The 20,984-nt window shown below is 61.6% G+C and carries 33 protein-coding genes; 30 read left to right on the plus strand and 3 right to left on the minus strand.

All coding sequences use genetic code 11. The features are described 5' to 3' along the window. Positions 1 to 15 precede the first annotated feature (15 nt). From tuf to ACODSR_RS19430, 26 genes are all read left to right on the plus strand, one after another. Entirely contained in the window at positions 16 to 1,206 is a 1,191-nt protein-coding gene (gene tuf / locus ACODSR_RS19305; protein WP_489078223.1) for an elongation factor Tu, read from the plus strand. Between the two features lie 139 nt (positions 1,207 to 1,345). Further along, positions 1,346 to 1,654 (plus strand): 30S ribosomal protein S10, encoded by a 309-nt coding sequence (gene rpsJ / locus ACODSR_RS19310; RefSeq protein ID WP_006960299.1) that lies wholly within the window; start codon positions 1,346 to 1,348, stop codon positions 1,652 to 1,654. Between the two features lie 291 nt (positions 1,655 to 1,945). Beyond that, positions 1,946 to 2,698, plus strand: a complete 753-nt coding sequence (gene rplC, locus ACODSR_RS19315) for a 50S ribosomal protein L3 (protein ID WP_217673615.1) — start codon at positions 1,946 to 1,948, stop codon at positions 2,696 to 2,698. A gap of 3 nt (positions 2,699 to 2,701) precedes the next feature. Further along, positions 2,702 to 3,325, plus strand: a complete 624-nt coding sequence (rplD, locus tag ACODSR_RS19320) for a 50S ribosomal protein L4 (RefSeq protein WP_119745096.1) — start codon at positions 2,702 to 2,704, stop codon at positions 3,323 to 3,325. Then, complete coding sequence (locus ACODSR_RS19325; RefSeq protein ID WP_006960305.1) at positions 3,318 to 3,632, plus strand: 50S ribosomal protein L23; 315 nt, start codon at positions 3,318 to 3,320, stop codon at positions 3,630 to 3,632. Before rplD ends, ACODSR_RS19325 begins: the two co-directional genes overlap by 8 nt. A gap of 10 nt (positions 3,633 to 3,642) precedes the next feature. After that, on the plus strand, positions 3,643 to 4,479 hold the full coding sequence (gene rplB, locus ACODSR_RS19330; protein WP_119745094.1) for a 50S ribosomal protein L2: 837 nt from the start codon (positions 3,643 to 3,645) through the stop codon (positions 4,477 to 4,479). A gap of 5 nt (positions 4,480 to 4,484) precedes the next feature. Next, complete coding sequence (gene rpsS / locus ACODSR_RS19335) at positions 4,485 to 4,760, plus strand: 30S ribosomal protein S19 (protein ID WP_017184033.1); 276 nt, start codon at positions 4,485 to 4,487, stop codon at positions 4,758 to 4,760. After that, positions 4,760 to 5,146 (plus strand): 50S ribosomal protein L22, encoded by a 387-nt coding sequence (gene rplV / locus ACODSR_RS19340; RefSeq protein WP_006960310.1) that lies wholly within the window; start codon positions 4,760 to 4,762, stop codon positions 5,144 to 5,146. Before rpsS ends, rplV begins: the two co-directional genes overlap by 1 nt. A gap of 4 nt (positions 5,147 to 5,150) precedes the next feature. Next, positions 5,151 to 5,846 carry a 30S ribosomal protein S3 gene (gene rpsC / locus ACODSR_RS19345; protein ID WP_006960312.1) on the plus strand — a complete coding sequence of 232 codons (696 nt, stop codon included), beginning with the start codon at positions 5,151 to 5,153 and terminating at the stop codon, positions 5,844 to 5,846. Positions 5,847 to 5,867: 21 nt separating this feature from the next. Then, positions 5,868 to 6,299 (plus strand): 50S ribosomal protein L16, encoded by a 432-nt coding sequence (gene rplP / locus ACODSR_RS19350; RefSeq protein WP_006960313.1) that lies wholly within the window; start codon positions 5,868 to 5,870, stop codon positions 6,297 to 6,299. 4 nt (positions 6,300 to 6,303) lie between these two features. Further along, on the plus strand, positions 6,304 to 6,507 hold the full coding sequence (gene rpmC, locus ACODSR_RS19355; protein WP_056691689.1) for a 50S ribosomal protein L29: 204 nt from the start codon (positions 6,304 to 6,306) through the stop codon (positions 6,505 to 6,507). 12 nt (positions 6,508 to 6,519) lie between these two features. Then, the gene (gene rpsQ, locus ACODSR_RS19360; RefSeq protein ID WP_006960320.1) at positions 6,520 to 6,783 is read left to right on the plus strand and encodes a 30S ribosomal protein S17; all 264 of its coding nucleotides are present in this window, start codon (positions 6,520 to 6,522) and stop codon (positions 6,781 to 6,783) included. A gap of 164 nt (positions 6,784 to 6,947) precedes the next feature. Next, positions 6,948 to 7,316 (plus strand): 50S ribosomal protein L14, encoded by a 369-nt coding sequence (gene rplN / locus ACODSR_RS19365; RefSeq protein WP_006960322.1) that lies wholly within the window; start codon positions 6,948 to 6,950, stop codon positions 7,314 to 7,316. Then, the gene (rplX, locus tag ACODSR_RS19370; RefSeq protein WP_489078225.1) at positions 7,316 to 7,627 is read left to right on the plus strand and encodes a 50S ribosomal protein L24; all 312 of its coding nucleotides are present in this window, start codon (positions 7,316 to 7,318) and stop codon (positions 7,625 to 7,627) included. The genes rplN and rplX overlap by 1 nt, the downstream gene beginning before the upstream one ends. Then, on the plus strand, positions 7,627 to 8,202 hold the full coding sequence (rplE, locus tag ACODSR_RS19375) for a 50S ribosomal protein L5 (RefSeq protein WP_294133897.1): 576 nt from the start codon (positions 7,627 to 7,629) through the stop codon (positions 8,200 to 8,202). Before rplX ends, rplE begins: the two co-directional genes overlap by 1 nt. A gap of 50 nt (positions 8,203 to 8,252) precedes the next feature. After that, complete coding sequence (rpsN, locus tag ACODSR_RS19380; RefSeq protein ID WP_119745090.1) at positions 8,253 to 8,558, plus strand: 30S ribosomal protein S14; 306 nt, start codon at positions 8,253 to 8,255, stop codon at positions 8,556 to 8,558. 12 nt (positions 8,559 to 8,570) lie between these two features. Beyond that, positions 8,571 to 8,966 carry a 30S ribosomal protein S8 gene (gene rpsH, locus ACODSR_RS19385; protein ID WP_006960330.1) on the plus strand — a complete coding sequence of 132 codons (396 nt, stop codon included), beginning with the start codon at positions 8,571 to 8,573 and terminating at the stop codon, positions 8,964 to 8,966. Continuing rightward, positions 8,966 to 9,499 carry a 50S ribosomal protein L6 gene (gene rplF / locus ACODSR_RS19390; RefSeq protein WP_119745089.1) on the plus strand — a complete coding sequence of 178 codons (534 nt, stop codon included), beginning with the start codon at positions 8,966 to 8,968 and terminating at the stop codon, positions 9,497 to 9,499. Before rpsH ends, rplF begins: the two co-directional genes overlap by 1 nt. A 1-nt stretch (position 9,500) precedes the next feature. Next, entirely contained in the window at positions 9,501 to 9,854 is a 354-nt protein-coding gene (gene rplR / locus ACODSR_RS19395) for a 50S ribosomal protein L18 (RefSeq protein ID WP_017184040.1), read from the plus strand. Positions 9,855 to 9,856: 2 nt separating this feature from the next. After that, positions 9,857 to 10,585, plus strand: a complete 729-nt coding sequence (rpsE, locus tag ACODSR_RS19400; protein ID WP_489078227.1) for a 30S ribosomal protein S5 — start codon at positions 9,857 to 9,859, stop codon at positions 10,583 to 10,585. A gap of 5 nt (positions 10,586 to 10,590) precedes the next feature. Then, complete coding sequence (rpmD, locus tag ACODSR_RS19405) at positions 10,591 to 10,770, plus strand: 50S ribosomal protein L30 (RefSeq protein ID WP_119745086.1); 180 nt, start codon at positions 10,591 to 10,593, stop codon at positions 10,768 to 10,770. Between the two features lie 137 nt (positions 10,771 to 10,907). After that, complete coding sequence (gene rplO / locus ACODSR_RS19410) at positions 10,908 to 11,441, plus strand: 50S ribosomal protein L15 (protein WP_119745085.1); 534 nt, start codon at positions 10,908 to 10,910, stop codon at positions 11,439 to 11,441. Between the two features lie 191 nt (positions 11,442 to 11,632). Then, a complete protein-coding gene (gene secY, locus ACODSR_RS19415; RefSeq protein ID WP_489078228.1) occupies positions 11,633 to 12,997 on the plus strand; it encodes a preprotein translocase subunit SecY in 1,365 nt (454 codons plus the stop codon). Positions 12,998 to 13,043: 46 nt separating this feature from the next. Next, on the plus strand, positions 13,044 to 13,700 hold the full coding sequence (locus ACODSR_RS19420) for an adenylate kinase (RefSeq protein ID WP_489078229.1): 657 nt from the start codon (positions 13,044 to 13,046) through the stop codon (positions 13,698 to 13,700). Positions 13,701 to 13,737: 37 nt separating this feature from the next. Further along, positions 13,738 to 14,271, plus strand: coding sequence for an SRPBCC family protein (locus tag ACODSR_RS19425; RefSeq protein WP_489078238.1), 534 nt, complete (start codon positions 13,738 to 13,740; stop codon positions 14,269 to 14,271). Between the two features lie 110 nt (positions 14,272 to 14,381). Continuing rightward, on the plus strand, positions 14,382 to 15,413 hold the full coding sequence (locus tag ACODSR_RS19430; protein WP_489078230.1) for an acyltransferase family protein: 1,032 nt from the start codon (positions 14,382 to 14,384) through the stop codon (positions 15,411 to 15,413). A gap of 42 nt (positions 15,414 to 15,455) precedes the next feature. Here ACODSR_RS19430 and ACODSR_RS19435 read toward each other — a convergent pair whose 3' ends face one another. Further along, positions 15,456 to 16,226, minus strand: coding sequence for a CsgG/HfaB family protein (locus ACODSR_RS19435; protein ID WP_489078231.1), 771 nt, complete (start codon positions 16,224 to 16,226; stop codon positions 15,456 to 15,458). A gap of 182 nt (positions 16,227 to 16,408) precedes the next feature. Here ACODSR_RS19435 and lepA point away from each other — a divergent pair, with 182 nt between their 5' ends. From lepA to ACODSR_RS19455, 4 genes are read left to right on the plus strand one after another with little or no spacing between them, the layout of a single operon-like run. Then, a complete protein-coding gene (gene lepA, locus ACODSR_RS19440) occupies positions 16,409 to 18,217 on the plus strand; it encodes a translation elongation factor 4 (RefSeq protein WP_489078232.1) in 1,809 nt (602 codons plus the stop codon). 5 nt (positions 18,218 to 18,222) lie between these two features. Further along, positions 18,223 to 18,450: a type II toxin-antitoxin system RelB family antitoxin gene (gene relB / locus ACODSR_RS19445; RefSeq protein ID WP_489078233.1), complete on the plus strand. Its 228-nt coding sequence runs from the start codon at positions 18,223 to 18,225 to the stop codon at positions 18,448 to 18,450. Beyond that, the gene (locus tag ACODSR_RS19450; protein WP_489078239.1) at positions 18,450 to 18,722 is read left to right on the plus strand and encodes a type II toxin-antitoxin system RelE/ParE family toxin; all 273 of its coding nucleotides are present in this window, start codon (positions 18,450 to 18,452) and stop codon (positions 18,720 to 18,722) included. Before relB ends, ACODSR_RS19450 begins: the two co-directional genes overlap by 1 nt. Then, entirely contained in the window at positions 18,719 to 19,195 is a 477-nt protein-coding gene (locus ACODSR_RS19455) for a hypothetical protein (RefSeq protein WP_489078235.1), read from the plus strand. Before ACODSR_RS19450 ends, ACODSR_RS19455 begins: the two co-directional genes overlap by 4 nt. Before the next feature lie 263 nt (positions 19,196 to 19,458). On the opposite strand, the gene ACODSR_RS19460 is transcribed toward ACODSR_RS19455, so the two are convergent. Both ACODSR_RS19460 and ACODSR_RS19465 read right to left on the minus strand, forming a co-directional pair. After that, positions 19,459 to 19,887: a hypothetical protein gene (locus tag ACODSR_RS19460; protein ID WP_489078236.1), complete on the minus strand. Its 429-nt coding sequence runs from the start codon at positions 19,885 to 19,887 to the stop codon at positions 19,459 to 19,461. Between the two features lie 263 nt (positions 19,888 to 20,150). Further along, the gene (locus ACODSR_RS19465; protein ID WP_489078237.1) at positions 20,151 to 20,876 is read right to left on the minus strand and encodes a hypothetical protein; all 726 of its coding nucleotides are present in this window, start codon (positions 20,874 to 20,876) and stop codon (positions 20,151 to 20,153) included. Positions 20,877 to 20,984: the final 108 nt, after the last annotated feature.

Consider the following 20,984-nt stretch of genomic DNA (forward strand, 5'->3'; position numbering starts at 1 on the left):
AGAAGGTAGGATAAAATGGCGAAAGCTAAGTTTGAGCGGACGAAGCCGCATTGCAACATCGGCACCATCGGTCACGTCGACCATGGCAAGACCTCGCTGACCGCAGCGATCACGAAGGTGCTGGCCGAAACCGGCGGCGCGACCTTCACGTCGTACGACAATATCGACAAGGCGCCTGAAGAGCGTGAGCGCGGCATCACCATTTCGACCGCCCACGTCGAATATGAAACCGAAGCGCGCCACTATGCGCACGTCGACTGCCCCGGTCACGCTGACTATGTGAAGAACATGATCACCGGTGCCGCGCAGATGGACGGCGCGATCCTGGTCGTGTCCGCCACCGACGGTCCGATGCCGCAGACCCGCGAGCACATCCTGCTCGCCCGTCAGGTCGGCGTGCCGCAGATGGTCGTGTTCATGAACAAGGTTGACCTGGTCGACGATCCAGAAATTCTGGAACTGGTCGAGCTGGAAATCCGCGAGCTGCTGTCGTCCTATGACTTTGACGGCGACAACATCCCCATCATTCCGGGTTCGGCTGTTTGCGCCCTCAACGGCACCAACAACGAAATCGGCCATGACGCCGTTCTGAAGCTGATGCAGTCGGTCGACAGCTGGATCCCGCAGCCCGACCGTCCGGTCGACAAGCCCTTCCTGATGCCGATCGAAGACGTGTTCTCGATCTCCGGCCGTGGTACGGTTGTGACCGGCCGCGTTGAAACCGGCATCGTCAAGGTTGGTGAAGAAGTCGAGATCGTCGGCCTCAAGGACACCCGCAAGACCGTCGTCACCGGCGTTGAAATGTTCCGCAAGCTGCTCGATCAGGGTGAAGCTGGCGACAATATCGGCGCGCTGGTTCGTGGCGTTGGCCGTGAAGACGTTGAGCGTGGCCAGGTTCTCTGCAAGCCCGGCTCGATCAAGCCGCACACCGAGTTCGAATCGGAAGTCTATGTTCTGTCGAAGGAAGAGGGTGGCCGTCACACGCCGTTCTTCGCCAACTACCGTCCGCAGTTCTACTTCCGCACCACCGACGTGACCGGCGAAGTCGTGCTGCCTGAAGGCACCGAGATGGTCATGCCCGGCGACAACGTGAAGCTTGGCGTCAAGCTCATCGCACCGATCGCGATGGAGCAGGGTCTGCGCTTCTCGATCCGCGAAGGCGGCCGGACCGTCGGTTCGGGGGTTGTTTCGGCAGTCACCAAGTAATATAGGCAGCGAGCCGCGCGGGTCACCTGATTCGCGCGGCTCGGATTTTAACCGCCTCGGACCGATCCTCGCCGGCTTTGCGCTAGAGGGTCTAAACGGGGCGGTTTGTTTTTTGGCTCTTTCGCATCGGTAGTAGGACATGGACAGCAACATCCGCATTCGCCTCAAGGCGTTCGATCATCGCGTGCTCGATCAGGCGACCGGCGACATCGCCGACACCGCCCGCCGCACCGGCGCCCTCATTCGCGGCCCCATTCCTTTGCCGACGCGCATCGAAAAGTTCACGGTCAACCGTGGCCCGCACGTCGACAAGAAGTCGCGTGAGCAGTTCGAAGTCCGCACCTACAAGCGTATGCTTGACATTGTGCAGCCGACGCCGCAGACGGTCGACGCGCTGATGAAGCTGGACCTGGCTGCCGGCGTGAACGTCGAGATCAAGCTGGCCTAAAGCCAGCAAGTCCCTGCTGACCGAAAGGTGAGCAGGGTATCGGGTATTCCGCTCCCTCTTTCTGTAGGGAAGGGCGGAAGCTCAAACGACACAAGGGATACCGCGCGGTCTAGGCCGTGGCCCTGGTCCCCCGTCGCTGTTCCCGAATAGGGGGTGGCATCCAACCCAGACGGGGTGATCTACAAGCAAAGGGTTGGCCGCGAAGGAGAAATCCTGAGCGGTTTTTTCGTTGGATACGCCCGCTGGCGTCGTTTTTGAGACGTGGGCGGGCCTCTATTGGGAGTATGGATCATGCGCACTGGCGTGATCGCGAAGAAAGTCGGGATGACCCGCCTGTTCCAGGAGGACGGGCGTCACGTTCCGGTTACGGTTCTGGCCCTTGAAGGCAACCAGGTCGTGGCTCGGAAGGATGTGGACAGCGACGGCTATGTGGCCGTGCAGCTGGGTGCCGGCACCGCGAAAGTTAAGAATGTCGCCAAGCCGCAGCGCGGTCACTTCGCCAAGGCGGAAGTGGAGCCTAAGGCACGTCTGGTCGAATTCCGTGTCGCCGAGGATGCGCTCCTCGATGTCGGCGCTGAAATCGCCGCTGACCATTTCATCGCCGGCCAGCTGGTCGACGTGGCGGGTCACACCCAGGGTAAGGGCTTTGCCGGCGCTATGAAGCGTTGGGGCTTCGGCGGTATGCGCGCCACCCACGGTGTGTCGATCAGCCATCGTGCCCATGGTTCGACGGGTAACCGCCAGGATCCGGGCCGCGTCTTCAAGAACAAGAAGATGGCCGGTCACATGGGCGATCGTGAACGCACCCAGCAGAATCTGGAAATCGTGCGTACCGACGTCGAGCGTGGCCTGATCTTCGTCAAGGGCAGCGTTCCGGGCGCCAAGGGCACCTGGCTCACCGTCAAGGACGCGGTCAAGGTCGCTCGTCCGGCGGATGCACCCTATCCCGCCAGCCTGAAAAAGGCTGACAATAGCAATGACGCTGCGAACACCCCGGCTGAAGAAGCCGTGGCAACCGACGTCACCGAAGGCCAGGAGGGCTAAACCATGAAGGTCAAGGTACAGACCCTCGACGCAGCAGAAGCTGGCGATCTGGAGCTGAACGATGCCGTTTTCGGTATCGAGCCTCGCGCCGACATTCTGCATCGCGTCGTCACCTGGCAGCTCGAAAAGCGTCGCGGCACTGCCCGCGGCACCCGTGAGCGTAGCGATGTTGCCCGCACCGGCAAGAAGTTCGGCCGCCAAAAAGGTGGCGGCACCGCCCGTCACGGCGATCGCCGCGCGCCGGTGTTCATCGGCGGTGGTAAAGCCCACGGTGCCCGCGTCCGTGACTTCAACCCCTCGCTGAACAAGAAGGTTCGCGCGCTGGGTCTGAAGATGGCGCTGTCGTCGAAGGTCAAGGCCGGAACGCTGACGATCATCGACAGCCTGGATGTTGCCGAAGGCAAGACCAAGGCGCTGGTCGCCAGTCTTGCCAAGCTGAACCTCACCAAGGTGCTGTTCATCGACGGCGACGCTGTGAACATCAGCTTTGCCAAGGCATCGGCCAACATCATCGGCGTGGACCTGCTCCCTGCCGTCGGCGCCAATGTCTACGACATATTGAAAGCCGACTCGCTGGTGCTTACGCGCGCTGCGGTCGAAAAGCTGGAGGCCCGTTTCAATGGCTAAAAAGCAAGCCGGAACCGTCGACAACCGTCATTATGACGTCGTCGTCGCGCCGCACATCACCGAGAAGTCGACGCTCCTGAGCGAAAACAACGCCGTGGTTTTCAAGGTCGCGAACACCGCGACCAAGCCGGAAATCAAGGCGGCTGTCGAAGCACTGTTCGGCGTGACCGTCAAAGCGGTCAACACGCTGGTGCAGAAGGGCAAGACCAAGCGCTGGAAGGGCAAGCCCTACAAGCGTTCGGACGTCAAGAAGGCGATCGTGACGCTGGCCGAAGGCCAGTCCATCGACGTCACCACCGGTATCTGAGGCGCGGACCATGGCACTCAAGCACTATAACCCGACCAGCCCCGCCCAGCGCGGCCTGATCCTGGTCGACAAGTCGAGCCTGCATAAAGGAAAGCCCGTCAAGGCGCTGACCGAAGGCAAGCGCAAGACCGGTGGCCGCAACAACAAGGGTCATGTGACCTCGCGCGGTATCGGCGGCGGTCACAAGCAGCGCTATCGTATCATCGATTTCAAGCGTCGCTTGTGGGATGTTGAAGGTACGGTCGAACGTCTGGAATATGACCCCAACCGCACGGCGTTCATCGCGCTGGTCAACTATCCCGACGGCACCCAGGCCTATATCCTGGCGCCGCAGCGTCTGGCGCCCGGTGACAAGGTCATCGCGGCGAAAAAGACCGACGTGAAGCCGGGCAACGCGATGGAACTGGGTCAGATGCCGGTCGGCACGATCATCCACAACATCGAAATGAAGCCAGGCAAGGGCGGTCAGCTCTGCCGGTCGGCAGGCACCTATGCCCAGCTCGTCGGTCGTGACCGCGGCATGGTCATGGTTCGCCTGTCGTCGGGTGAACAGCGCTACATTCGGTCCGATTGCATGGGCACCATCGGTGCCGTCAGCAACCCGGACAATGGCAATACCAACCTCGCCAAGGCAGGCCGCAACCGTTGGAAGGGCATTCGTCCTCTGACCCGCGGTGTTGCCAAGAACCCGGTCGATCACCCGCATGGTGGTGGTGAAGGCCGGACCTCTGGCGGCCGTCATCCGGTCACGCCCTGGGGCAAGCCGACCAAGGGTGCCCGCACCCGCCACAACAAGGCGACGGATAAGATGATTATCCGTAGCCGCCACGCGAAGAAGAAGAGGTAAGCGAGATGGCTCGTTCCGTCTGGAAAGGTCCGTTCGTGGACCTCAGCCTTCTGAAGAAGGCGGAAGCCGCGCAGGACGCGGGTGGCCGTGCGCCGATCAAGACCTGGTCGCGTCGTTCCACCATCCTGCCGCAGTTCGTTGGTCTGACGTTCAACGTCTATAACGGCCGCAAGCATGTTCCGGTCTCCGTGAACGAGGAAATGGTGGGTCACAAGCTGGGCGAATTCGCTCCGACCCGCTTCTTCCCCGGCCACGCCGCCGACAAGAAGGGCAAGCGCTAATGAGCAAGGAAAAAGCTCCGCGTCGCGTCGCCGACAATGAAGCGCTGGCCGTTGGCACGCAGATCCGTGGTTCGGCCCAGAAGCTGAACCTGGTCGCCACGCTCATCCGCGGCCGCAAGGTCGAGGACGCGCTGAACATCCTCGCCTTCTCCAAGAAGGCGATGGCGGTCGACGTGCGCAAGGTGCTGGCTTCGGCCATCGCCAACGCCGAAAACAATCACAATCTGGACGTCGACGCACTGGTCGTCGCGGAAGCATCGGTAGGCAAGGCGTTCACGCTCAAGCGCTTCCATGCCCGTGGCCGCGGCAAGTCGACCCGGATCCTCAAGCCTTACAGCCGCGTGCGTATCGTCGTGCGTGAAGCTGGCGAAGAAGCGGAGGCGTAAGCACATGGGTCACAAGAGCAATCCGATCGGTCTGCGTCTCCAGATCAACCGTACCTGGGACAGCCGCTGGTTCGCCGAAGGTGCCGACTATGGTCGTCTCCTGCTGGAAGATCTCAAGATCCGCCAGTTCATCTTCAAGAACATGCCGCAGGCCGCGATCTCCAAGGTCGTGATCGAGCGTCCCGCCAAGCTTTGCCGCGTGTCGATCTATGCCGCCCGTCCGGGTGTCATCATCGGCAAGAAGGGCGCAGACATTGAAAAGCTCCGCAAGAAGCTGGGTGCGCTGACCTCGTCCGACGTGTCGCTGAACATCGTCGAAATCCGCAAGCCGGAAGTCGACAGCCGTCTCGTCGCGCAGGGCATTGCCGATCAGCTGGAGCGCCGCGTGGCATTCCGCCGGGCGATGAAGCGTGCGGTTCAGTCCGCGCTGCGTCTGGGTGCCGAAGGCATCAAGATCACCTGCGGCGGCCGTCTGGGCGGCGCGGAAATCGCGCGCGTCGAATGGTATCGCGAAGGCCGCGTTCCGCTGCACACGCTGCGTGCGAACGTCGACTATGCCGAAGCCACTGCACATACCGCCTATGGCGTGTGCGGGATCAAGGTGTGGATCTTCAAGGGCGAGATTCTCGGCCATGATCCGTTCGCGACCGACCGGCTCATGCTGGAGGCTCAGACCTCCGGCGTGCGTCCGGCGCGCTGATTTTGAATAGGGTATAGCGTCATGCTGCAACCGAAGAAAATGAAGTTCCGCAAGACCTTCAAGGGCCGGATCAAGGGCGATGCGAAGGGCGGCACTGCGCTGAACTTCGGCGCCTATGGTCTCAAGGCCATGGAGCCGGAACGGATCACCGCGCGCCAGATCGAAGCGGCCCGCCGCGCGATCACGCGCCACATCCGCCGCCAGGGCCGTCTGTGGATCCGCGTGTTCCCTGACGTTCCGGTGACGAAGAAGCCGGCCGAAGTCCGTCAGGGCAAGGGCAAGGGTTCGGTCGAATATTGGGCGGCCCGTGTCGCCCCCGGCCGCATCCTGTTCGAGCTGGACGGCGTGCCCGGTCCGCTCGCAGCCGAGGCTTTCTCGCGTGCCGCGATGAAGCTGCCGATCAAGACGAAGGTTGTCGCCCGCCTCGGCGACACCTCGCATCTGGAGGGCTAAGGTCATGGCGAATGTTGCTGACCTCAAGACCAAGACGGACGACGAGCTGTCGACCGAGCTGAACAATCTGAAGCGCGAGCAGTTCAACCTGCGTTTCCAGGCGGCCACCAACCAGCTGGAAAAGCCCAGCCGGGTCAAGGAAGTTCGCCGGTCGATCGCGCAGATCAAGACCCTGCAGACGGAGCGTAACAGCTCCGCTGCCAAGTAAAGGAACCACACGATGCCCAAGCGCGTGCTGACGGGAACTGTGGTTTCCGACAAGACCGACAAGACGGTGGTCGTTCGCGTGGAGCGCAAGGTAAAGCACGCGCTCTACGGCAAGATCATTCGTCGTTCGAAGAAATATCATGCCCATGACGAGGGCAATGTCTACAAGGAAGGCGAGACGGTCCGCATTGAGGAAACCGCCCCGATTTCCAAGCTCAAGACTTGGAAGGTCATCGAGCGCGTGGACACCCACAAGTCGCCGGAAACGGCGGCCTGAGGGATAGGTCACCGACTCTTTGAGTCTAATTGCGACGCGGGGCTGGCCTTTTCGTTCAGAAGGGGTTACAGGCCCGCGCTTCGCGTATGACTCCAAGGGTCCAGGCACGAAATTCGGAACCGCCGGAATTTTTCCGGTAGGCCAAATAAGAAGGAACCGGATCCATGATCCAGATGCAATCCAATCTTGACGTCGCGGACAACAGCGGCGCCAAGCGCGTCCAGTGCATCAAGGTGCTGGGCGGGTCGAAGCGGCGCTTCGCCGGCGTTGGCGACATCATCGTCGTCTCCGTCAAGGAAGCGGCTCCGCGCGGCAAGGTCAAGAAGGGCGACGTTCACCGCGCCGTCATCGTGCGTACCGCCAAGGACATTCGTCGGGCCGATGGTTCGGTGATCCGTTTCGACGGTAACGCCGCTGTGCTGATCAACAAGAACGAGGAGCCGATCGGCACCCGTATCTTTGGCCCCGTGGTTCGTGAACTGCGTGCCAAGAAGCACATGAAGATCATCAGCCTAGCCCCTGAGGTGCTGTAATGAGCGCTGCTAAGATCAAGAAGGGCGACAAGATTGTCGTCCTGGCTGGCAAGGACAAGGGCCGTACCGGCGCTGTCTTGGCTGTGATGCCCAAGGACGACAAGGTTCTTGTCGAAGGCATCAACGTGCATGTGAAGCATCGCAAGCCCGACCAGTCGAACCCGCAGGGCGGCATCGAGCGCAAGCCTGCGCCGCTCCACATCTCGAACGTGGCGGTCGCCGACAAGGACGGCAAGCCGACCCGCGTTCGTTTCGAGGAGCGCGACGGCAAGAAGGTTCGCGTCGCCGTCAAGTCCGGTGAGGTGCTGTAATGGCCGACATTTATATCCCGCGCTCCAAGGCGCTCTATGACGCCGAGATCATCAAGGCGATGACCGAGAAATTCGGTTACAAGAACGTCATGGAAATCCCCCGGATCGAAAAGATCACGCTCAACATGGGCGTGGGCGAAGCGACCCAGGACAAGAAGAAGGTCACCCAGGCCGCCGAGGAAATGGAACTGATCGCTGGCCAGAAGCCGGTCATCACCAAGGCGAAGAAGTCGATCGCGCAGTTCAAGCTGCGTGAGGGGATGCCGATCGGTGCCAAGGTCACGCTGCGCCGCGAGCGCATGTATGAATTTCTGGATCGCCTGATCAACATCGCGCTCCCCCGCGTGCGCGACTTCCGTGGTCTGAACCCCAAGAGCTTTGACGGCCGTGGCAACTATGCCTTCGGCATCAAGGAACAGATCATCTTCCCGGAGATCAGCTATGACCGCGTCGACAAGGTGCGCGGCATGGACATCATCGTGACCACCACCGCGAAGACGGACGACGAGGCGCGCGAGCTGCTGCGCCTGTTCGGTTTCCCCTTCCCGCAGGAAGAAGAGAAGCAGGCGGCTTAATCGGCCCCGCTTCTCTCCCAACGCATTAGCTAAGGAAGAGAACTTAAGTCATGGCGAAACTGAGTTCGATCAACAAGAATGAACGTCGCAAGAAGCTGGTGAAGAAATATGCCGGCCGTTATGCGAAGCTCAAGACGATCGCAAATGATACCAATGCTGACGACGGTGATCGTTTGATCGCCCGTCTGAAGATGGCGGAAATTCCCCGCAACGGTAACCCCACTCGCGTGCGTAATCGCTGCGAGCTGACCGGTCGCCCGCGCGCTTATTACCGCAAATTCCGGCTCTGCCGTATTCAGCTGCGTGATCTGGCCAACAAGGGCCTGATCCCCGGCGTCACCAAGTCGAGCTGGTAAGGATATCATCTCATGGCATTGACCGATCCCCTGGGTGATATGCTCACCCGCATCCGCAACGGGCAGCAGGCGAAGAAGGACAGCGTTATGTCCCCCGCGTCCAAGCTGCGCGCCCGCGTTCTCGACGTGCTTCAGCGCGAAGGCTATATCCGTGGATATTCCGAGGAAGCGCTTGGCGCCCACCCCGGCCTGCGCATTGAGCTGAAATATTTTGAAGGCCAGCCGGCCATCAAGCATGTCGCTCGCGTGTCCAAGCCTGGCCGCCGCGTCTATTCGGGTTCCAAGGAACTGCCGGTAGTGCGCAACGGCCTCGGCATCACCATTGTCTCGACGCCCAAGGGTGTTCTGTCCGACGCGGAAGCGCGCGAGCAGAATGTCGGCGGCGAAGTGCTGGCGGAGGTGTTCTAATGAGCCGCATCGGTAAAAAACCGGTCGCGATCCCCAATGGGGTGACCGCGACCATCGAGGGCGGGCAGCTCTCGGTGAAGGGCCCCAAGGGTACCCTCGCCATGCCGCTGCGCGACGAGATCAGCTACACGTTGGAAAATGACGGCATTTCGGTGCAGCCAGCCAACAAGACCAAAGCGGCGCGCGCCTTTTGGGGTATGCAGCGCACGCTCGTCCAGAACCTGATCACCGGTGTGACCGAAGGCTTCACCAAGAAGCTGCTGATCACCGGCGTCGGCTATCGCGCCAACTCGCAGGGCAAGAACCTGAAGTTGCAGCTGGGCTACAGCCACGACGTCGATTACGCGATCCCCGAAGGGATCGAGATCAAGACCCCGGACAACACCACGGTCGAGATCATCGGTATCGACAAGCAGAAGGTCGGACAGGTTGCGGCCGAGATCCGTCGCTGGCGTAAGCCTGAGCCTTATAAGGGCAAGGGCATCAAGTACGACGGCGAATTCATCTTCCGCAAGGAAGGGAAGAAGAAGTAAGATGGCAAAGCTTTCCCTCTTCGCGCGGCGTCGTCGCCGCGTTCGCACCGCCCTCAAGGCCGTGTCGGGCAATCGCCCGCGTCTGAGCGTTCACCGTTCGGGCCGTCACATCTATGCCCAGGTCATTGATGACGCCGCCGGTACCACCGTCGCCGCCGCCTCGACCCTGGACAAGGATGTGCGTGGCAAGACCGGCGCAACCGCTGATGCGGCTGCCGATGTCGGCAAACGCGTGGCGGAAGCCGCGACCAAGGCCGGCGTCACCCGCGTCGTGTTCGACCGCGGCGGTTTCCTTTTCCATGGCCGCGTCAAGGCGCTGGCCGATGCGGCCCGTGAAGCCGGGCTGGAGTTCTGAGCATGGCTGACGAAAACACCATTGAAGTCGCTGCGCCCGTCGACGGTGCAGAAGCTGCACCGGCCGAAGGTCGCGGTCCTGGCCGCGGTGCCCGTGGCAACCGTGGCGGCGGCGATCGCAACCGTGGCGGCGGCGATCGTGGCGGCCGTGGCCGTCGTGACGATCGTCGTGGCGGCAACCGCGACGAAGATCAGGGCGAAGAACTGATCGAGAAGCTGGTTCACATCAACCGCGTCAGCAAGACCGTCAAGGGCGGCAAGCGCTTCGGCTTCGCGGCTCTGGTCGTCGTTGGTGACGGCAAGGGTCGTGCGGGCTTCGGCCATGGCAAGGCGCGCGAAGTGCCTGAAGCGATCAGCAAGGCGACCGCCGCTGCCAAGAAGGCAATGGTCCGCGTTCCTCTGAAGGAAGGCCGCACGCTGCATCATGATGGCCTGGGCCATTTCGGTGCAGGCAAGGTGACGGTCCGTTCGGCGCCTGCCGGTACGGGTATCATCGCCGGTGGTCCGATGCGCGCCGTGTTCGAAAGCCTGGGCGTTGCGGACGTCGTGACCAAGTCCAACGGCACGTCGAACCCCTATAACATGATCCGGGCGACCTTTGCGGCGCTGGGCGAGCAGACCAGCCCCAAGTCGGTGGCGCAGCGTCGCGGCAAGAAGGTCGCTGACCTGCTTCGTCGCGGTGGTGCCTCGGTCGAGTTGGCCGCTGCCGACGCCGAAGCGATTGCGGAGTAAGCGATATGGCCAAGATCAAGATCAAGCAGATCGGTTCACCGATCCGCCGTCCCGCCGACCAGAAGAAGATTCTGATCGGCCTGGGCCTGGGCAAGATGAACCGCGTGGTGGAACTGGAAGACACAGCGGAAGTCCGCGGTGCCATCCGTAAGCTGCCCCACATGGTGCAGGTGGTCGAGGGCTAACGCCCTTCGATCCGACGAAATCAAGCGGGAGAGGGGGAAACCCCTCTTTCGTTTTTTCTACAGCTGGGCTATCGGCCCGGCCTCTTGGGTTCCCCCCTATGGGAACAGCGCGAACATAGCGAAAGCGAGTGCAAGACATGAAACTCAATGACATCCGTGACAATGATGGCGCCCGCAAGGGCCGTATGCGCGTTGGACGCGGCATCGGTTCGGGCAAGGGCAAGACCGCCGGTCGCGGCCAGAAGGGCGCCAAGGCGCGTTCGGGCGTTGCCATCAACGGGTTCGAGGGTGGCCAGATGCCGCTCCACATGCGCATCCCGAAGCGCGGCTTCAACAACATCTTCGCCAGCGATTTTGCGATCGTGAACCTGGGTGCGGTGCAGAAGGCGATCGACGCCGGCAAGCTGGACGCCAACGCGACCATCGACCATGCCGCGCTTAAGGCCGCCTCGCTGGCTCGTGGTGGCAAGGACGGCGTCCGTCTGCTCGCCAAGGGTGAACTGACTGCCAAGGTCAGCTTCCTGGTCTCCGGTGCGTCGAAGGGCGCGCTGGAAGCGGTCGAAAAGGCCGGTGGCAAGGTCGAGGTGATCGAAGTCGTCGCCGCAGCCGACAAGGCGAAGGCCAAGAAGGGCACAGCGCTCGCCGCTGCCAAGGCTGCCCGGAAGGCCTAAACCGCCGTCCCAGACTTGCATGTATGGCCCCGCTGCCCGATATGGGTTGGCGGGGCTATGCGTATCGGGGGGCTTTTGTCGTTTGCGCGGCAACTCCCCGTTCGACACGGCTAACCCGTCCCGCTAAGGGATGAGCGATTCCGCTCCGGAGCCTTGGCGCTCCGGCACGCATGATTTGAAGGGCAGCCACCATGGCATCGAGAGCCGACCAGCTCGCATCCAATCTCAGCCTCGCGAAATTCAGCCAGGCGACCGACCTCAAAAAGCGCCTGTGGTTTACGCTGGGCGCGCTGATCGTGTTCCGTTTCCTCAGCTTCGTGCCGCTGCCCGGCGTCGATCCGACGGCCCTGTCGCAGCTCTACAGCCAGACGCAGGGCGGCATCCTCGACATCTTCAACACCTTTTCCGGTGGCAGCCTGTCGCGCATGAGCCTGATCGCGCTCGGCGTCATGCCCTATATCACCGCCTCGATCGTGGTGCAGTTGGGCGCGTCGCTGTCGCCCAAGCTGGCGGCGATCAAGAAGGAAGGCGAAAGCGGGCGCAAGAAGCTCAACCAATATACCCGCTATGGCACGGTCGGTCTGACCGCGGTTCAGGGCTATTTCATTGCCGTCGGGCTGGAAGGCTTTGGCGCGCAATCGGGCGTGGCGGCTGTCATCGAACCGGGCATGTTGTTCCGCCTGACCGCCGTGGTCTCGCTGATCGGCGGCACCATGTTCCTGATGTGGCTGGGTGAACAGATCACCTCGCGCGGTATCGGCAATGGCGTGTCGCTGATCATCATGGCGGGCATCGTCGCCCAGCTGCCGGTGACGCTCAGCAACCTGTTCAAGTCGGGCAGCGAAGGCACGATTTCCGGCCTGCTGATCTTCCTGGTCATGGCGATGGCCGTTGGCCTTGTCCTTCTGATCTGCTTCATGGAGCGCGCCCAGCGTCGCGTGCTGATCCAATATCCCAAGCGCCAGACGCGCCAGGGCTTGATGCAGGCGGACCGCAGCCATCTGCCGCTCAAGGTCAACACCGCTGGCGTCATCCCGCCCATCTTCGCCAGTTCGCTGCTGCTGATGCCGCTCACCATCTCGCAGTTCGCGGGCCAGACTGTGGCGGGTGAGAGCAGGCTGGGCGATTTCGTGCTGACGCTGAACCAGTATCTGTCGCACGGCAGCCCGGTCTATATGGCGCTGTACGGCCTTGGCATTGTGTTCTTCTGCTTCTTCTACACCGCCGTGGTGTTCAACCCGGAAGAAACGGCTGACAATCTCAAGCGCAATGGCGGCTTCATTCCCGGCATCCGTCCGGGCAAGAATACCGAAAATTACCTGGATTATGTGCTGACGCGCATCACGGTGATTGGCGCGGCCTATTTGGCGTTCATCTGTCTGGTGCCGGAGTTCGCCATCGCACGGGCGGGAATTCCATTCTACCTTGGTGGGACTAGCTTGTTGATCGTCGTCAATGTTACGGTCGATACGGTGACCCAAATTCAAAGCCATCTGCTCGCCCATCAATATGGGGACCTGATCAAGAAGGCGAAGCTGAAAGGCCGTATGCGCTGATCGGCGCAGAACGGCTCTGGGCGCACAACAGGGGAGAATGCGCGCAATGAATATCATATTGCTTGGCCCTCCGGGCGCTGGCAAGGGGACGCAGGCCAGCCGTCTGGTCGAAAGCCGGGGCATGGTCCAGCTGTCGACCGGCGACATGCTGCGCGCCGCGGTAAAGGCGGGGACGCCCGTAGGGTTGCAGGCGAAGGCGCTGATGGAATCGGGCGCGCTGGTGCCTGACGAAGTCGTATCCGGCATCATCGGCGAAGCGCTGGATGCGCTCGCTCCCGACACCGGGGTCATCTTCGACGGCTATCCGCGAACCGAGGCACAGGCCCATTCGCTCGACGCCATATTGGAGCAGCGCAGCCGTTCGCTCGACCATGTCGTCGAACTGGAAGTCGATGAAGACGCTCTGGTCGAACGCATCACTGGCCGCTTCACCTGCGCCAGCTGCGGCGAAGGCTATCACGACACGTTCAAGGCCCCCAAGGCCGAAGGCGTCTGCGACAAGTGCGGCGGCACCGAATTCAAGCGTCGTCCCGACGACAATGAGGAAACGGTGCGCACCCGCATGGCCGAATATCGCGCCAAGACTGCGCCGATCCTGCCGATCTACGAAGCCCGCGGCATCGTGTCGCGCGTTGACGGCATGGCGGACATGGACGATGTCAGCGTCGCGATCGCCGCCATCTTGGACGGCGGCGTCGCCTGAGCTAGACTGCCCCCCGCACACAAAAGGGGAGGGCATGATGCGCATGATCGGACTATTGGCATGGGCTGGTGCGGCGATGGTTGCTCCAGCCCATTCTGCTGTCACGGCGACCAGCGACATCGGCTTTGCGACGCAAAGCAGCGTCGAAATCGCGGCGGAGGCTGGCGCGGTCTATGCCTTGTTGGCGGCACCCGGCCGCTGGTGGAATGACAGTCACACCTATAGCGGCGCTTCGGCCAATATGACGCTGGACCCACGCGCTGGCGGCTGTTTTTGCGAAATCTTACCCGATCCGTCCGGCAAATCCGGCAGTGTCGAACATGGCCGCGTCATCTACGCCGTCCCCGGCAAACAGTTGCGCCTCTCAGCCGCGCTGGGGCCGCTCCAGAGCGAAGGCGTCGTTGGCACGCTCGACTTTACGATCCAGCCAAAGGGCAAGGGGGTTCAGGTCATCATGACCTATGTGGTGGGGGGCTATTTGCGCAGTGATCCAGCCGCGATGGCGCCAATTGTCGATCAGGTGCTGAACGAACAGTTGCAGGGTCTGAAACGGGCTGCCGAGGCGCGCTGACCGCCTGACTGATGCGATCTGGCAAACTATCGGCAACAAAAGAGGGTTAAGGCACGATAGTTAACCACGATGTTAACTGATTTATTGCTGTCATGTTGCTATACCGCAGCATGGCCGGATCGCCTCCCTCCCGCACTCGCCTGACCGAGCTGGACGCCATGCGCGGCATCGGAGCGCTGTGCGTGCTGATCTTCCATTATTCCACCCGCTTCCACGAGCTGTTCCCACAGGCCAGCCATGTCCCTTTCAGCTTCCCCGGTGGAAACTATCGGGTGCTGCTTTTCTTCACCATTTCGGGCTTTGCGATCTTCTTCACGCTCGACCGGATCGGATCGGTCGCGGATTTCATCGTCAACCGCTTCGCGCGCCTCTATCCCGCCTATCTGGTGGCGATGCTGATGACGCTGGGGATCGAATATCTGGCCCATGCGACCCAATTGCTGGTCGGCCCGCTGGCGATCCTGGCCAACTTCACCATGTTGCAGGGCTTCGCCTTCATGCCCGAGGTCGATGGCGCCTATTGGACGCTGACGGTGGAGATCGGCTTCTATGTCTGCATGATCGCGCTGTGGCGCTTTGCGGGCCTCAGGCGGCTTGAACCGGTGCTGGCGGCATGGCTGGCGGTGCGCTGGCTCTATTTCGCCTGGCCTGATATGCCCGAACGCATCATCATGCTGCTGGTGCTGCGCTACCTGCCCTTTTTCGTCATCGGGATGCTGTCCTACCGCGTCTGGGCCGGGCGGCGTAGCTGGCGGCAACAGGCACCCTATATGCTCTTGGCGCTGGCATCCGTGGCGACGATCGAAACATGGGACGTCACCATCGTCGCCTGCGTCCTGATCGCGGCCTTTGCGGCGCTGATTGCGGGGCACTTACGCTTCCTCAGCCTGCGCCCGCTCGTCTGGCTCGGCGGGATCAGCTATTCCTTCTACCTCATCCACCAGCATGTGGGCTTCATTGTCATGTTGGAGGTTGCCAAGGCGGGCTACAGCCCCTGGATCGGCTTCTTCGCCGCCTTCGCTGTGGCGCTGCTGCTGGGGACAGCGATCAATCGCGTGATCGAACGGCCAGCGGGGGAGGCGATCTTGGGCTGGTGGAAACGCCGACGCGAACGGGCAGCGGTCGCCATCGTCCCGGTATGACAAAGGGCGCAGCCAGATAGTCCGGCCGCGCCCTTCCTGATCTTACTTCGCGACGGGTGCTGCCGCCGCTGCATTTTCAGGCAGGCCGCCCATCTGCGTCACCATCTTGGTATAGGCGTCCAGATAGGCGAGCACGATCACCTGACCGATGTCGGTATTCTGGTAACCGCCGCCACCGACCGCAGCCAGACCACCCATCCAGCCCAGGCCGCCACCGCCGCCAAAGCTTAGGTCCGACTTGCGGAAATAGCCTTCCGCCATCACTTCCTCTTCGGTCGTGCGGGCATTGACCACCGACAGCATGACATTGGCTTCGCTTTTCTTGATCGAGATGCCGCCCAGCAACGCCCCGCCGATCCGGCCACCCAGCATCCCGCCGAGCATCCCGCCAAAGGCATTGCCGCCGCTATTCTTGTTGGTGGTCACAATGTCCGGCTGGATGAAATAATCCGCCGCCTTGACCTGACCCTTGCCCAGATTGCTGCCCGACTGCAATTCGCCCGAATCCGCCATGGCGCGTTCCAGATTGCGGCTGGCCATCGACCGGCCGCGATTGACCAGACCGAAACAGCCAGATTGCTGCACGAACAGCTTGATGATTGCTTCGGGGCTGCCCAGACTCAGTTCGCGCCACCACTGATTATCCGGCTCGACGATCGCGACGGTGCCCAGGCGCTTGGTGCAGCGGGGGATTTCCATCTGCTTTTTCGTCTGGGCCTGACGACCGGACGATCCCTTGTCGGCGGCCATGGCTTGCGGCGCGGCCAGCGCCAGACAGAGCGCCGCTGCTGTCACCCTCTTAAATACACGCATTTTCAAGAACCCCGTTTGTTGCTTGATCTGAATTTGTGCGCGCCCGATATTTTGCCTGACTATATCATAGCACTGTTACGCTTCCAAGCGGAGCGGGGCCGAGTGACGGCCATTGTCATCTTATCGGACGGGCCTTTCGCGATCCTGCTGACAGGGCCGATGACACCTGCTATCGGCGCGCAATGACGCAGCTTAGCCACATCCGTAACTTTTCGATCATCGCCCATATCGACCATGGCAAGTCCACGCTGGCGGACCGGCTGATCCAGCGCACAGGCGGCCTGACCGACCGCGAGATGAGCGCCCAAGTCCTTGATAATATGGACATTGAGAAGGAACGCGGGATCACGATCAAGGCGCAGACAGTGCGCCTCGACTATGTCGCGAAAGACGGCCAGACCTATGAACTGAACCTGATGGACACGCCGGGGCATGTCGACTTCGCCTATGAAGTCAGCCGGTCCCTCGCCGCGTGCGAGGGCGCGCTGCTGGTCGTGGACGCGGCGCAGGGCGTGGAAGCGCAGACGCTGGCCAATGTTTACCAGTCGATCGAGCATGATCATGAGATCGTGCCGGTGCTCAACAAGATCGATCTGCCCGCTGCGGAACCGGAAAAGGTGCGCAAGGAAATAGAGGATGTCATCGGCCTTGATGCGTCCGAAGCGGTGCTGGCCAGCGCCAAGTCCGGCATTGGCATCGACGAAATTCTGGAAGCCATCGTCAAGAAAATCCCGCCGCCCAAGGGCGACCGCGACGCGCCGCTGGAGGCGATGCTGGTCGACAGCTGGTACGACCCCTATCTGGGCGTCGTCATTCTGGTCCGCGTCGTCAATGGCGTGATCAAAAAAGGCCAGGCGATCAAGTTCATGATCGGCGGCACCGAACATCTGATCGACCGGGTGGGCTGTATGCGCCCCAAGATCGAGACGCTGACCGAACTGGCGGCGGGCGAGATCGGCTTCATCACCGCGCAGATCAAGGACATCACCGAAACCCGCGTCGGCGACACCATCACCACGGTGAAGAATGGCGCGTTGAAACCGCTGCCGGGCTTCAAGGAAGTGCAGCCGGTGGTGTTTTGCGGCCTGTTCCCGGTCGATGCCAATGATTTCGACAAGCTGCGCGACTCTATCAACAAGCTGCGCCTGAACGATGCGTCGTTCAGTTTCGAGATGGAGAGCAGCGCGGCGCTGGGCTTCGGCTTCCGTTGCGGGTTCCTGGGGTTGCTCCATCTGGAGATTATCCAGGAACGCCTCACCCGCGAATATGACCTGGACCTTATCACCACCGCGCCGTCGGTGGTGTACAAGATCCAGCTCACCTATGGCGCGGGCGAGATTGAGTTGCACAATCCCGCCGACATGCCCGACCCGACTAAGATTGACGAGATTGAGGAACCGTGGATCGAGGCGATCATCTATTGCCCGGACGAATATCTCGGCTCCATCCTGAAACTCTGTCAGGACCGGCGCGGCATCCAGAAGAACCTCACCTATGTCGGCGGCCGCGCGCAGGTGACCTATGAACTGCCGCTCAACGAAGTGGTGTTCGACTTTTACGACCGGTTGAAGAGCATCAGCCGGGGCTATGCCAGCTTCGACTATCACCAGATCGGCTATCGCGAGGGCGACCTGGTCAAGATGAGCATCATGGTCAATTCCGAGCCGGTCGATGCGCTGAGCATGATCGTCCATCGCGGCACCGCGGAATCGCGCGGACGCGGCATGTGCGAGCGCTTGAAAGACCTGATCCCCCGCCACCTGTTCAAAATCCCGATCCAGGCGGCGATCGGCGGCAAGGTGATCGCGCGCGAAACGATCGCCGCAATGCGCAAGGACGTGACCGCCAAATGCTATGGCGGCGACATCAGCCGCAAGAAGAAGCTGCTCGACAAGCAGAAGGAAGGCAAGAAACGGATGCGCGAATATGGCTCGGTCCAGATTCCGCAGGAGGCGTTTATTGCTGCGCTGCGGATGGGGGATGAGAACTGATCGACGTGCTGCAGGCTTGCGCCGACGGGGAATTCGCCTATCCTGTTCGTGTGAACGAGCATACGCCTTTAACGTCCGAGTTTGAGACGCCGGAACAGGCCATCGCCTGGGAGCAGTGGCTGAACGCGAAGGTTGCCGCGTCGCTGGCGGATACGCGCGCGCCGGTGGCGCATGACGAGGCGATGGCACGGGCGCGGGCGATCATCCAGTCAAGGGCGCGCGACGGCGCGTGATGCGTCTGTTATGGCGCGCCAGCGCGCTGGACGATCTTGAGGCCGTCATCAGCTATATTGCGCAGCGCAATCCGGTGGCAGCGATCCGGTTGCAGGACGCGATAGAGGCTTGTGCCGAGCGACTGGCGGAGCATCCCTTTCTGTATCAGACCGGGCGCGTGGTTGGCACGCGCGAAGCGGTGGTGCATCCCAACTATATCCTGATGTATCGGGTGACGAGCGACGCGGTGGAAATCGTCAACCTTGTCCATGCGCGGCGGGAATATCCGTGATCGATGCGCACGCCGCCCTGACCGGCCAACTGGATCGGATCGAGCGGGCGGCGGCGTTTCTGGCCAATGGCATGTCGCTGGGCCTGTGTCCCGATGCGGCGACGCAGCGGCGTGGCGCGATGCCCGCCAGGCTGATCGGCAATGGCCTGCGCGAACTGGACCTGTTCCTGACCGACATGATTGTCGAGGCGCAGCGGATCGACCGGCTGGGCGCATGCGCTGGCGCTGACCCCGGCGTGCATCCGGGGCGGCGGATTTTCAGCGCGGCGGAGGCATGGCGGCGAGCCGGGGCGCAACTGGGGCTGGCAGGCGTCGAGCGCGGGCGGCTGCGCGTGATGCGCGCGGCGCAGAACCGGCATTGCTATGGTGGCTTGTGCGACGGCGATGGCGGCGCGGCGATGCAGGCCGCCTGCGCGGATTATGCGCGGCTGGCGGGGGATGTGCTGGCGGCGATGCGGGGGAGGATGGGGTAGGGCGGGGGTGCCTAATTCCGACCGTTCGACTATTAGATTAACGATTCTGAAAGTCACGCTCCTATGTTGCGCGTTACGAGATCAAGTCATACGCTCAGCAAGCAAGTGTAGGTCTAAGTAAAACGAGACTAGGGAAGAGCGACAGTTTTGGGTGCCCGCGACAGTTTCGGGTTGATGCTTCTTGCTGACTGGAAATGCTCCAAGGGCATTGGCCGAACCACACCTGAACGGGCTAATCCATCGCATTTCTATATCAACTCGCTTCATTTTTTGAAGATCAAATCGACCTGCTTTCTGAGTGGATGCTTGATGATCTCGTAATCCGCATTCTTCGTGATGACGCGATGCGCCAATATTCCTGCTCCTCCTGCGATACCAGCTGCAAAGACGAACGGAGCAACTGCTGCGCCCATCGCGGCAATTCCAAATGGCGTCGTCAGTTCAGCTATCATGGCGAGAGTGGTTCCCCCCAAAACACCGGTCCCCGCTGTTGCCACAGCGGCAGTGGCCCTTTTATTAGTGCGGACTCTGAAGGAGACACCATGAAGTTTCATTGCTGCCTTTACAATGGAAAGAACTTTCTCCACGTCCTTAACATTCTTGATCTCGATCGACGCCCTTTGTTGAATGACGTCGGCAATCTTGTTGCGTATCTCGTGATACTCATCGGGCATTTCTTCAAACTGCATCATGCCGCCCCGTTTTCAAAGCCGAACCAAAAGGATAGCCGTGAGTATCATGTAAAATTTTATCGGCAAGGCTTGCCATTGGAAATGCCTGCATTTGCACGTTTAATAGAGAATTTTGGTCCCGCGCTCGCGCCCTGCCAGCTATACCGGTCATCGGCAAACTTAGCAGCCGTTAGGCGGCAACATTGGCGACAGCGGAACGGTCGCTTTCCTGAATTCAGGACTCGCAAACGGTCGGAAAACGGCGGCCAATCCCCGACCTATTCTCACAAAGTCCGCGCCTGCGGCCCATCGCGATGGCTGCGCGCGTCACCGTCCGGGTCCGGCAGAGCGATGCCTTGCGTCGCGGCGCGCCAGCGGTCGAAGGCTTCGCGTTCGTCGCCTTCGATGGTGATGCGGCCGCGCGGGTCGCGGCGGTTGGCTTCTTCCCTGGCTTCCTGTTCGGCGCGCATCTTTACGACATCCTTCAGTGCCGCCTTGACCCTCAGATCAACCGGACCGCCGGGTCGCATTTCCTCGCGCTTCCATTCCAGCTTGAGCGCTTCGATATCGACCGGGCGGGATGCGCCGCGGATCGCGCCTTCGGGGTAGCGATCATGGGCGCGGTTGCGCAGCAGGAACATGAGCAGCCGGTCGTTAAAGACGCGGCGGGTGCCGACCAGCTTGCCATAGCTATAGACCGGGACTTCGACGCCGTTGATGGCGCGTTCGAGCGCGATGTCCTCCAGCCGCTGCACCCCCTGATCCAGCGCGGCGAGCCAGGCGGCGGCGAAGCTGTCGGCCCCCTTTTGCCGTCGCAACTGATAGGCGCCATCGGTCGACATGCCGATGCGCTGGGCGGCGTGCTTGACCGATCCGGTTTCCGCCAGCGCGGCGATGAAGGCGCGTTGACGCTCCGGCGTCCAGCCATCATGGCGATAGCGGCGGGGGATGGGGGTGAAGTCCAGATGGACAGGCTGCGCCATGGCGCGCGGAAGGGATCGGCTGGTCATGGTGGGCTATATAACCTATATGGTTATATGTAGGACAGAGAGATTTTGGCGTATCCGCACCGGCCCACACCCCCACCCGACCTCCCATTCAGGATACACTCTGTGGGA

This window comes from Sphingobium sp. FG125, from assembly GCF_057809795.1.

What these genes read in the sequence shown, in the direction of transcription:
- lepA (WP_489078232.1), top strand. Translation starts at nt 16,409, where the DNA reads ATGACGCAGCTTAGCCACATCCGTAACTTTTCGATCATCGCCCATATC.
- rplN (WP_006960322.1), top strand. Translation starts at nt 6,948, where the DNA reads ATGATCCAGATGCAATCCAATCTTGACGTCGCGGACAACAGCGGCGCC.
- ACODSR_RS19450 (WP_489078239.1), top strand. Translation starts at nt 18,450, where the DNA reads ATGCGTCTGTTATGGCGCGCCAGCGCGCTGGACGATCTTGAGGCCGTC.
- rpsE (WP_489078227.1), top strand. Translation starts at nt 9,857, where the DNA reads ATGGCTGACGAAAACACCATTGAAGTCGCTGCGCCCGTCGACGGTGCA.
- rplD (WP_119745096.1), top strand. Translation starts at nt 2,702, where the DNA reads ATGAAGGTCAAGGTACAGACCCTCGACGCAGCAGAAGCTGGCGATCTG.
- rpmD (WP_119745086.1), top strand. Translation starts at nt 10,591, where the DNA reads ATGGCCAAGATCAAGATCAAGCAGATCGGTTCACCGATCCGCCGTCCC.
- rpsJ (WP_006960299.1), top strand. Translation starts at nt 1,346, where the DNA reads ATGGACAGCAACATCCGCATTCGCCTCAAGGCGTTCGATCATCGCGTG.
- ACODSR_RS19420 (WP_489078229.1), top strand. Translation starts at nt 13,044, where the DNA reads ATGAATATCATATTGCTTGGCCCTCCGGGCGCTGGCAAGGGGACGCAG.
- rplO (WP_119745085.1), top strand. Translation starts at nt 10,908, where the DNA reads ATGAAACTCAATGACATCCGTGACAATGATGGCGCCCGCAAGGGCCGT.
- rplV (WP_006960310.1), top strand. Translation starts at nt 4,760, where the DNA reads ATGAGCAAGGAAAAAGCTCCGCGTCGCGTCGCCGACAATGAAGCGCTG.
- secY (WP_489078228.1), top strand. Translation starts at nt 11,633, where the DNA reads ATGGCATCGAGAGCCGACCAGCTCGCATCCAATCTCAGCCTCGCGAAA.
- ACODSR_RS19465 (WP_489078237.1), bottom strand. Translation starts at nt 20,876, where the DNA reads ATGACCAGCCGATCCCTTCCGCGCGCCATGGCGCAGCCTGTCCATCTG.
- rplP (WP_006960313.1), top strand. Translation starts at nt 5,868, where the DNA reads ATGCTGCAACCGAAGAAAATGAAGTTCCGCAAGACCTTCAAGGGCCGG.
- rpsQ (WP_006960320.1), top strand. Translation starts at nt 6,520, where the DNA reads ATGCCCAAGCGCGTGCTGACGGGAACTGTGGTTTCCGACAAGACCGAC.
- rpsC (WP_006960312.1), top strand. Translation starts at nt 5,151, where the DNA reads ATGGGTCACAAGAGCAATCCGATCGGTCTGCGTCTCCAGATCAACCGT.
- rplE (WP_294133897.1), top strand. Translation starts at nt 7,627, where the DNA reads ATGGCCGACATTTATATCCCGCGCTCCAAGGCGCTCTATGACGCCGAG.
- ACODSR_RS19435 (WP_489078231.1), bottom strand. Translation starts at nt 16,226, where the DNA reads ATGCGTGTATTTAAGAGGGTGACAGCAGCGGCGCTCTGTCTGGCGCTG.
- rplX (WP_489078225.1), top strand. Translation starts at nt 7,316, where the DNA reads ATGAGCGCTGCTAAGATCAAGAAGGGCGACAAGATTGTCGTCCTGGCT.
- tuf (WP_489078223.1), top strand. Translation starts at nt 16, where the DNA reads ATGGCGAAAGCTAAGTTTGAGCGGACGAAGCCGCATTGCAACATCGGC.
- rpsH (WP_006960330.1), top strand. Translation starts at nt 8,571, where the DNA reads ATGGCATTGACCGATCCCCTGGGTGATATGCTCACCCGCATCCGCAAC.
- rplF (WP_119745089.1), top strand. Translation starts at nt 8,966, where the DNA reads ATGAGCCGCATCGGTAAAAAACCGGTCGCGATCCCCAATGGGGTGACC.
- ACODSR_RS19425 (WP_489078238.1), top strand. Translation starts at nt 13,738, where the DNA reads ATGCGCATGATCGGACTATTGGCATGGGCTGGTGCGGCGATGGTTGCT.
- rpsN (WP_119745090.1), top strand. Translation starts at nt 8,253, where the DNA reads ATGGCGAAACTGAGTTCGATCAACAAGAATGAACGTCGCAAGAAGCTG.
- rplB (WP_119745094.1), top strand. Translation starts at nt 3,643, where the DNA reads ATGGCACTCAAGCACTATAACCCGACCAGCCCCGCCCAGCGCGGCCTG.
- ACODSR_RS19430 (WP_489078230.1), top strand. Translation starts at nt 14,382, where the DNA reads ATGGCCGGATCGCCTCCCTCCCGCACTCGCCTGACCGAGCTGGACGCC.
- rpsS (WP_017184033.1), top strand. Translation starts at nt 4,485, where the DNA reads ATGGCTCGTTCCGTCTGGAAAGGTCCGTTCGTGGACCTCAGCCTTCTG.
- ACODSR_RS19460 (WP_489078236.1), bottom strand. Translation starts at nt 19,887, where the DNA reads ATGATGCAGTTTGAAGAAATGCCCGATGAGTATCACGAGATACGCAAC.
- rplR (WP_017184040.1), top strand. Translation starts at nt 9,501, where the DNA reads ATGGCAAAGCTTTCCCTCTTCGCGCGGCGTCGTCGCCGCGTTCGCACC.
- rplC (WP_217673615.1), top strand. Translation starts at nt 1,946, where the DNA reads ATGCGCACTGGCGTGATCGCGAAGAAAGTCGGGATGACCCGCCTGTTC.
- rpmC (WP_056691689.1), top strand. Translation starts at nt 6,304, where the DNA reads ATGGCGAATGTTGCTGACCTCAAGACCAAGACGGACGACGAGCTGTCG.
- ACODSR_RS19325 (WP_006960305.1), top strand. Translation starts at nt 3,318, where the DNA reads ATGGCTAAAAAGCAAGCCGGAACCGTCGACAACCGTCATTATGACGTC.